This window comes from Aestuariicoccus sp. MJ-SS9 (assembly GCF_032586235.1).
Taxonomy (GTDB): Bacteria; Pseudomonadota; Alphaproteobacteria; order Rhodobacterales; family Rhodobacteraceae; genus Aestuariicoccus.
Map to the genome: position 1 here is coordinate 18,925 of NZ_JAWHTD010000046.1, position 8,844 is coordinate 27,768.

General features: G+C 65.3%; 7 protein-coding genes and 1 pseudogene. All 8 read right to left on the bottom strand.

Annotation, left to right across the window (positions count from 1 at the left end; genetic code table 11):
- Nucleotides 1-4: 4 nt before the first annotated feature.
- Nucleotides 5-949 carry a dynamin family protein gene (locus RXV88_RS20000; RefSeq protein WP_316295266.1) on the bottom strand — a complete coding sequence of 315 codons (945 nt, stop codon included), beginning with the start codon at nt 947-949 and terminating at the stop codon, nt 5-7.
- Nucleotides 946-2,961 carry a dynamin family protein gene (locus tag RXV88_RS20005; protein WP_316295267.1) on the bottom strand — a complete coding sequence of 672 codons (2,016 nt, stop codon included), beginning with the start codon at nt 2,959-2,961 and terminating at the stop codon, nt 946-948. Before RXV88_RS20005 ends, RXV88_RS20000 begins: the two co-directional genes overlap by 4 nt.
- 48 nt (nt 2,962-3,009) lie before the next feature.
- Nucleotides 3,010-4,152, bottom strand: coding sequence for a hypothetical protein (locus tag RXV88_RS20010; protein WP_316295268.1), 1,143 nt, complete (start codon nt 4,150-4,152; stop codon nt 3,010-3,012).
- Nucleotides 4,153-4,166: 14 nt separating this feature from the next.
- Nucleotides 4,167-5,075 (bottom strand): PP2C family protein-serine/threonine phosphatase, encoded by a 909-nt coding sequence (locus RXV88_RS20015; RefSeq protein WP_316295269.1) that lies wholly within the window; start codon nt 5,073-5,075, stop codon nt 4,167-4,169.
- Entirely contained in the window at nt 5,065-6,072 is a 1,008-nt protein-coding gene (locus tag RXV88_RS20020; protein ID WP_316295270.1) for an FHA domain-containing protein, read from the bottom strand. The genes RXV88_RS20015 and RXV88_RS20020 overlap by 11 nt, the downstream gene beginning before the upstream one ends.
- The gene (locus RXV88_RS20025) at nt 6,012-7,346 is read right to left on the bottom strand and encodes a serine/threonine-protein kinase (protein WP_316295271.1); all 1,335 of its coding nucleotides are present in this window, start codon (nt 7,344-7,346) and stop codon (nt 6,012-6,014) included. Before RXV88_RS20025 ends, RXV88_RS20020 begins: the two co-directional genes overlap by 61 nt.
- 432 nt (nt 7,347-7,778) lie before the next feature.
- Nucleotides 7,779-8,207, bottom strand: coding sequence for a hypothetical protein (locus tag RXV88_RS20035; RefSeq protein WP_316295273.1), 429 nt, complete (start codon nt 8,205-8,207; stop codon nt 7,779-7,781).
- Nucleotides 8,208-8,753: pseudogene (locus RXV88_RS20040) on the bottom strand (FAD-dependent oxidoreductase); the annotation flags it as partial. It lies immediately after the preceding gene.
- Nucleotides 8,754-8,844: the final 91 nt, after the last annotated feature.

The following is an 8,844-nucleotide window of genomic DNA, read 5'->3' on the forward strand; positions in this document are numbered from 1 at the left end:
GCAGTCATTTGAACCTGTTATTACATGGATCCCAATAAGGAGAAGTTTCCACGGCCGCGCCGTAAGAGGCGCGGGCCACTGGCCGGGTGCGCGGCCGGGCCCGTTTCATCACCACCCTGCGCGGAATCACGACCTCCGCACCCCGGTCATTCGGCGCGCCGGGCTGCGGATCCTCCGCTGCAGAGGGGGCTTTTCCCGCCTCTTCGAGCGCATCGAAGCGCATCGGTCCCGGATCCGCGCTGAACATGCCCGGGGTCTCGACGATCTCGACAAGATTTTCGACGAACAAGTCTGCGCCAGCGCTCTCAAGGACGGCAGGGTCATCGGGATCGGCCAGCGCCTCGGTCAGCGAGATCGGAAGAACCGCCTTGAACAACCCGTCTGCCTCATGCCGCACGCGCGCAAGAACGCGGGCGCGGTCGACCTCGTTTTGCAGCTTATCCATGCGGGTGATCAGCAACAGGCTGCTGGCGCGCAGACGTTCGGGCAGCATTTCCCACAAGGCGGCTTCGGATTGCCGCCAGGCCTGCGTTGCGGGCGTGCACCAGACCACGCTGTCCACATACGCGATAACCCGTTCCCAGACACTCTGCGGCATGTTCGGATCGGAGGTGCCGGGCATGTCGATCAGGTCGCAGAATTCCAGAGCCTCGGTGTCGAGCCGGATACGCACCGCCTGCGTGTCACGATGCGAAATACCGTCGAGCGCGCCGTCGGCGATCACGTGCTCAGAGCCCGAATTGTCGACGCGAAATACCGATCTCTCGCCGTATGTGTAGCAGACCGGGGGCAGTTGCGTCGCCGTCGCCTTGACCGGTGACATCGAATGGCCAAGCAGAAAATTGGCCAGCGTGCTTTTCCCGGCGCTGAACTCGCCCATGAGCGCGATGCGCGGCTTGCGGGCTATGGTCGTGCGGGTGTCGATGATGCGCAGGCTTTCGGTGCTCATCGTATGGCCTCCATGGGCTGGACGGTATTGGTGACATGGCGTGGCGGGACCGGCGTATCGGGGTGCGTTTCTGCGTCCATGCTTTCGGGCTCGGCCATGCCAAGCATGATCTTGCGATGCGTTGCGAGGAACTCGCTCAGCGTCTCGAGCAGCGCCTCTTCGAACCGTTCGGCGTTGTCCGACATCAGGGCTTTCAGCATAGGCTCCGTCTCCTGCCGGATCAGGCTGGCGAAATCCTCGGCACAAGCCTTGTATCCCTTGCGACGACGCCAGAAACGCGACCACCAGTTGCCCTGCAGGTCGAGCGCGATCGACTGGCCCAGAACCACTGGCGGATCGGGCTGGGGCAAGGGCGGTGGCTCGATTGCCGGCGACGTGCCTTGCAGATCGAAGGCCCTCGCATACAGCGCGCTGAGATCGGCGGCGGCGGCGGCCAGGCTTTCGCTGCCGAGGTTCGACGCCGCGCGCACGTATCGCTGGAAGGCCGAGCGCAGCAGCACCCGCAACCCGCACGGATCGTAGCGCCAGACCTCGACCGCGCCATGCGCCTCCATGTGCCGGATCACCGCCGCGGTGGCGCGGTCGACAAAGGTTTGGCGCGATGTCTCGATCCGGCCGGACAGGCTGCGCTGCAGCGGCGCGAGCCCCGACACCAGCCGTAGACGTGCAGCGTGCTCAACCTCGTTCAGCGCCTGTTGCAGCGCCTCTGCATCCATCAGGCAGCCACCACCAGGGCCATCGACCCGCGCGCTGACGGCGGAGGCCGCAGAGAGGCTCTGGTCAAGATTTCCGATCTTGACCTCGAGCTCTTGCAGCATCCGCGCACCGGCGCCAGCCTCGATCCGGGTCGCGATTGCGGTGCCCAGCGCGTGCATACCCGACAGGTGCCAGACCATCTCTTCGAGCGTGTCGAAGGGGTTCTCGGCTTCGTAATTGGTTTCCGCCCAGCCCAGCAGCGCCTCGGCGCTGTCCTGCGGAAGCTCTTCCAGGCTGCCGGTCAGGATGTGTTCGGCCCAGATACCGCAGCCGAAGATGATCTCGACATCCTTCGGGCCGCCAAGTTTGCTCAGGGTTTCGACGATGCTTTCACGGATCTCGACCACGTCGCGCGCCGGGTCGGCCAGTTCGTCTATTCGGTTGACAAAGATGACGACGTCGCGCGCGGCAACGTTGGAGATCATCCGGATCAGCGCCAGATCGACCGAGCTCAGCGCTTGCGTCGCCGAAAGCACCATGATGCACAGCCGGCTGCCACGCAGCGCGTTGATGGTGATCTGCTCGCGGATCATGAACGTGTCGTTGACGCCGGGCGTGTCGCGCACGCAAAGAGAAACCGGCAATTCGGGCTGGCTCAGCCAGAGATCGGCGCTGCGGGTGATATCGGCAAAGCGGCCGCGGTCGCGGTCGCCCGTCGCCTCATCCCAGAAATCATCGCCGATGCAGACGTAACGTTCGATCAGGCTCTCGTCGAACCGGTCGTAGTCATGCGATTGGCCCAGCAGCAGCTCAAAGCGCTTCCCCAGCCGGTCGCGCGACTTGGCGCGCATCTTTTCAAGCTGGGCGCGGACCTTGTCCAGTTCGTCATCGGCTCCGGCGCGGCCCGCGAGTTCGCCCATGCGCCCGCCGCGCTGCACCAGGTGCTCCCATTCTTCCCCGGTAAAGAAGGTGAACGAGGCGTTGCGGCGTTCCCGGCGCGCGGCGGGTTTGAGATGCAGCGACGTCACCACCGAGGTCCAGGGATTCACATCGGCGGGCAGCAGGCCGGACCAGCCGGTCATGGCATTGACCAGCGTCGTCTTGCCGGCCTTGACCTGGCCGATCATCGTCACGCTGGGTTCGAACGCGGCGATCTTGCGGCGCAGTTGCCGGGCGCGATCGGCGATCGGCCCGCTGCCGGAGCCACAGGCCGCTTGCAGGCGGGCATCGAGCGTTTCAAGCTTCTCCGCCAGCGGGCGGAAGCCGGCATAGCTTTGCTCGAGCAGCTTGATCGGGGTCGCGTCGGGCGTTTTCATATCGTCACTCCTCAGGGCAAGCACCCCGTTCACATGCGTGGCTGCTGCTCAGGCGGCGAGCGCGCCTTCCATTTCGTCGCGCACCTGCGCCAACAGGATCGCGGCCTCGGTTGTCTGACCGTCGCCGCCTTCGAAGCCGAAGAGCAGCACCATGGCCTCGGCCGCGCGCAGCGTGTCGAGCAAGGCAGGCCAGGTTTCGCCGAAGGCAGGCTCTTCCTCGGCCAGGGCGAGCATCTGGCTGAAGGCGTCTCCAAGCGTTTCGAGAAGCCCTTCGGGACCCTCCACATCGAGGCGCGCCGTCGCGTCCCGTGCGGTGCCGCGCAGGTCCAGGATCAGCCGCGACAGGGTCGCGTGCGCTTCGGGCGCGGGCGGGGGGGTGTCTTTGGGCCGTGGCGCGACGGGGACCACATTCAGGGCCGGTCGGGTCTGCGGCGTGGCGGGTGCGTCGCCCGCCTTAGCGGGCTGTGGCGCGTATTGTTCAAGCAGGAAGACGGCGGCATCCAGGTCGGCGCCGCGCGCCTCTTCGATCATGCCCGCCACGCGACGCCGCAACCTGTCCTGCGAGGCAGGACAAAGCGCGGCGCCGCCAGCGTCGAGCCGCAAATCGCACCAGGCATGGTTCGCCCGGGTCGGGCATTCATTCACATTGGCGGCAGCGGGCGCGAGCGCCAGCATCAGCGCGTGATCCTTCAGCCCTTCCGGCCCCGCCGACCAGATGGCTTGCTCTTCTTGCGTCCAGTGCCGTGTGCACCAGATCGCGATGTCGCAGCGCGCCGCGGCCCAGGTCAGTGCCGCGCCCATATCCTCAGGCGACGGATCGGCCACGACATTGAGCAGGCTCATGCCGGCCAATGCCTCGGCCGGTGCGACAAGCTCGACAATGGCCGCGTCGGTGGGCGGGACAAAGGGAATGTCGGGTGCGGTTTGCACCGTCTGGCCATCGCTGCGCGTCAGGGTGGCCGCCGGTCGCGCGCCGTGGCGGATCAGCACCGGCGCGCTCTGAGAACCGGGCTGCAGCATCACTGCCCCGGCCAGCGCGTTGACGACGGCCGCTTTGCCAGCGCCCGGCAATCCGAAAACCACGACGCGCACCGGGGTTTCGAACCGCTCGATCAATCGCGTGCAGCGCCGCGCCGCGCGCGCCGAAAGACCAGGCTCGCCCTGCATCGCCCGAAGGCGTTCCACGATCACGCCATGACCCATCATCAGGCGGATTGCCCCGTCAGCAGCGCCGTCACCGTCTGGCGCAGATCCACAAGCCCTTTGCGCAGATCGGGCAAAAAGCCAGACGCAGACAGCCGTCCGGTAGCCGCGTTCGGGAAAGCGGCCTGCGCCACATGCGGTTTGATCACGATGACCGAGACGTTGTCCTGATCCTGCGCGTCCAGTTCTTCCACCGCCCGCAACAGCGCGCGGGCGATCACCTTGCTCGGGGCGGCGTGGTGGCGCTGAACGCTTTCGCGGATCTGCTCTTCGTCGAGCACTTCGAGCCCATCGCTGGCCAGCAGGACGATGTCGCCGATCCGCAACTCGAGCGGCGCCTCGGGGCAGTCGACCCGGTTGATCCCGGCGCCGACCAGCGCGGAGGTCAGGCAACTGCGCTGCGGATGATCGCGGGCGGTTTCGGCGTCGATCTCGCCACGCGCGGCCATCAGGTCGATCTGCGGGGCGAGGGAATGGATCTCGTTCAGACGCCGCAGCTGCCCGTCCCGATAAAGATACAGCGCCGAGTCGCCGACCGAAATCCAGCTCAGCGCGTCATCCTGAACGATTGCGGTGACGACCGTGCCGCCCATACCCTCCTGCCCCAGCCCGGCCACGACTCCGTCGCGCAGAGCGCAATTGGCGCTCTCGACCGCGCGGCGCAACCTGTCGCGCAGGCCGCTTGGCTCAGGCGGGCCGTCGCAGTCCGAAAGACTGATCGCCCCGAAAACCTCGGAAACGATGATCCGCGCCGCCAGATCGCCATCGTCATGGCCACCCATGCCGTCGGAGAGTATGGCAAAGCCGGTATCGGCGCCTTCGGTAAACTGCGCGGCGACCGCGTCCTCTTGCCGGTCACGGCGGCCGAGCGCCACCGCAGTCGCGACATCCGCAGTCGTCTCACTCTGCATCACTGGCATCCGTCCAGCTGAAATCGGGGCCGCACAGCGCCACAAACCGCAAGGTCGTCTTGCCGATACGGAACTGGTCGCCGGTCTGCAATTCGGTCGCCGAGACCAGCGGCTTGCCGTTGAGCCGCACAAGGTTCGACTTGCCGCCATGGCCGATAAGGATCTTGTTCTCTTCGTCGTCGTAGGCAATCGAGGCATGGGTGTCGCGCGAGATGCAGTCATCGCCAAAATCGATGGGAATGGTCTGATCGCTGCCCCGCCCAAGGGTGGAGAGGCCCAGCGCCACTGGGAAGGCGCGGCCTTTGCCGGGCCCGTCGACGATGACGACCCAGCCCACCGGGAAATTGATGATGTCAGACACCGCGGGCGCTTTTTCAGTGGCGAAGGCATCGGCGATGCCCGCGTCGGCGTGAAAACCCAGCAGCCGCGTCTTGACCCGCCCGCCGCGCACCGGGGCGGGCGCCGGGTCCGGAACGATGGCCGGTTCAAGTATCAAAGGGTCCAGAGCCGGCATCGGGTCTGGCGAGGCTGCCAAAGGTGGGGTTTCGTCGGGCGTCTCGTCCACTGCGCTGTCCGCGGCGGGTGCAGCGGCAGTCGCGTTTTCCAGGTCCCATATCTTGCGCGGAGGCGCTGCCGGGATTTCCGGCTCGGCCGCATCTGCTTCTTCTTCTGTGGTGTCGGTGGATTGCTTGGCAGCCTCTTTCAGAATTTCCGCGCCCATGGTCTGCGGCGGCGCTTCCAGATTCCAGCGGGGCGGCGTCTCGTCCAGAGCGGGCGGCATGACCAGCCGCGAATGCCGCTGTTCGCCGATCTCTGCCAGAACGTTCTGCACGCGCTCTTCATCGTCCGGGCCGGTTTGCGGCGCGTCCTGCTCCACCGGGGTCGAAGGCGGGGCGGGGCGACGGCGGGCGACGATATTGCGGAAACTGGGCATGGCTACTCCTTCACAGGCTGCATTGCGGTGTCGGTGACCGAGGGACGCGGCGGGGCGAACCAACCGCACAGGCGTCGCAGCAGGGGTGCTTTTCCGGACCGTCCCGCACCGTGCAGGCCGGCCTCGGTATCCGCGTGGACGTCGGCTTCATCAGGCTGTCGGCCTAGTGCCTGCTGGCATTCGACATCACCGCGCAACTCGGCCAGTTCGCGGTTCACCTGCGCCCAGTAGTCGCGCGTTTCGTCACGCGGCTCGGGCTCTGGCGCGATGGCGTGCACGCTCTGGGCCTCGGCGGTCTTTGGCCCCCCTTCGCTGCTCTCGATGTAGCTGGTCGTCTCGGCGACCAGCTGCGAGATGCGGCGCTTTACATCGTCTCCCAGCGTGACGTTCGGGATCATCGGCTCTGCCGCGTTACCCGCGATCATCTCGGCCCATTCGTCGGCAGAGGCGAGGCGATCGCTGGAAAACAGGCTGAGACAGGTATCGATGGCCGACAAGAAGCTGTGCGAATAGCCGGGTACCGTTCCCGCAAGTGGCTCGTAAGGGTCCGCTTTGTTCTGGGCGACGGCGGCAAGGCGGTGGTTGCTGTTGGGCGGAGCGTACCCGGTGATCAGATGATGGATGGTGGCGGCGAGCGCATAAAGATCGCTCGACTGGTCTTGCGCGCTGCCTGAAAGATAGAACTCCTGTGGCGAATAGCCGTCTTTCACCGTGTGGATGCGCGACAACACCCGGGTCGCGCGCACGGCGCTTTCACGCGCCGCGCCAAAATCGATCAGCACCGGCTGACCATCGGGCGTCAGCAGAATATTGTCGGGCGAGATATCGCGGTGCAGGATGCCGTTCTTGTGCACGAAGGACAGTGCCGAAAGCAGATGCCCGAGGATGCGCTCCACCTCTTCCGGGGAAAAGGGTTCGGGCTGGTCCTCCAGCACTTCGAACAGATCGCGGCCGTCGATGTAGTCCATCGCCATATAGGCTGTACCGTTGTCCTGAAAGATTTGGTGCACGCCGACGATATTGGGGTGCTGCAACTGCGCCAGCGCCCGCGCCTCGCGCTCGAAGAGTGCCACGACGCGTTCGAAATCCATCTCGTGCGATTTGGAACGCAACCGCACAGTACCTTCGGCGCGGCAACACATGGCGCCGGGAAAACACTCCTTGATGACGACATTGCGATTCAGGCTGTCATACGCCAGGTAGGTGATGCCAAATCCACCGGCGTTGAGATAACACTTGATCCTGAATTGCCCCTGGCACAGCAAAGTGCCCGCCGGCAACTCGTCGCCAACAGGCATGGCAGTCGCCTCGTGTGAGACTGCCGTCTCTTGCGTCATGGTGCAGCCTCCTAACCTTTGACCCCGCAGCGGGGAAGTTTTCGGACTTGGGTAGAAAGCGCGGATATTCGGGCAAAACTTAGGCTACAAAACGCATATTTCCGGGCAAGCCGTGCGAATTGGAGTCAGACTTCGTCGCTATTGGCTGCGCGGGCAATGCCAAAGAGGAAGGCCCTTGGACAGAGGTCACAACGGGTTGCGAGGCGCTTCGATCCCTGTCGGCGCCGTTCGAATTTGACGGCGGCTTTGCGCTGTTTCCGGCCGGGATACATGCCCGTATCCCTTTGTTTTACAAAGCTTCTCGGAACCAGCCCGCATCGTGGCCGCCCCCCCGAACAGCCAGCCGGCTTTTGGCATAGTGCCGAGGGGTGTCCCAGCCATCACGCCCCCCGCTTCCTTATGCTTCCGGCGGGGGCTGACGACAGCCACCTCTCAGATGTGGATTGCGTGACCAAGCGATTTCATTGCCGCCTCCTGGAAGCCTTCGCCCAGCGTTGGGTGCGCTTCCACAATCGACGCGACATCTTCGAGACGCGCGCCCATCTCGATGGCCGTGACGAAGGACGACGCCAGTTCGGCCACCCCCGCCCCGACGGCCTGCACCCCCAGCAAGGCGTGGTCTTCGCGCCGTGCAACGCCCCGAATAAAACCGTCATCCCGTTCCAGCGTCATTGCCCGGCCGTTGGCCATAAACGGGAATTGCGCCTCGAGGTGGTCGATATTCTGCGCGGCGGCCTCCTGCGGCGACAGGCCGACGGACGCGATCTCGGGGTCGGTGAAGCACACCGCGGGGATGACCTTGTCGTCCCAGCGCCGCCGTTTGCCGGCCAGAATTTCGGCGACCATCTCGCCTTGCGCCATGGCGCGGTGCGCCAACAGGGGTTCGCCGGTGACATCTCCGATCGCATAGACGCCCCGCATCGAGGTTTCGCACCTGTCGTCGATACCGAGGAACGGCCCGTTCATGTCCAGATCAAGCGTCTCAAGACCGAAGCCGCTTGTGTTCGCCGTCCGCCCCACCGTGATCAAAACGCGGTCGCAGGGAATCTCTTCGCCGCTGTCGACCACGGCCTGCCCGGCCTTGCCGATCTCTTTCAGCCGCGTTTCGGTGCGGACGACGACGCCCAGTTCCTTGAGCCGTGCCTTCACCGGTGCCACGAGGGACCGGTCGTAAAGCGGCAGGATGTCCGGCCCCGCCTCCAGCACCTCGACGTCCGATCCCAGTTTGGCAAATGCGATGCCAAGCTCCAGCCCGATGTAACCGGCGCCCACGACGATCAGCTTGCCTGGCACCTCCCGCAGGGCCAGCGCCTCGGTGCTGCCGATGACCTTGCCACCGATCGCAAGACCGGGGATCGGCACAGGGACGGACCCGGTCGCGATCACGGTCGATTTGCCGGTGACGCGCTGAACCCCGTCGTCGGCGTTGTTGCAGAACTAGGGCTTGAGGCGTGATTGCCCCTTTCCCCGCTGAGATCATGCCACGCGGATGATCTCG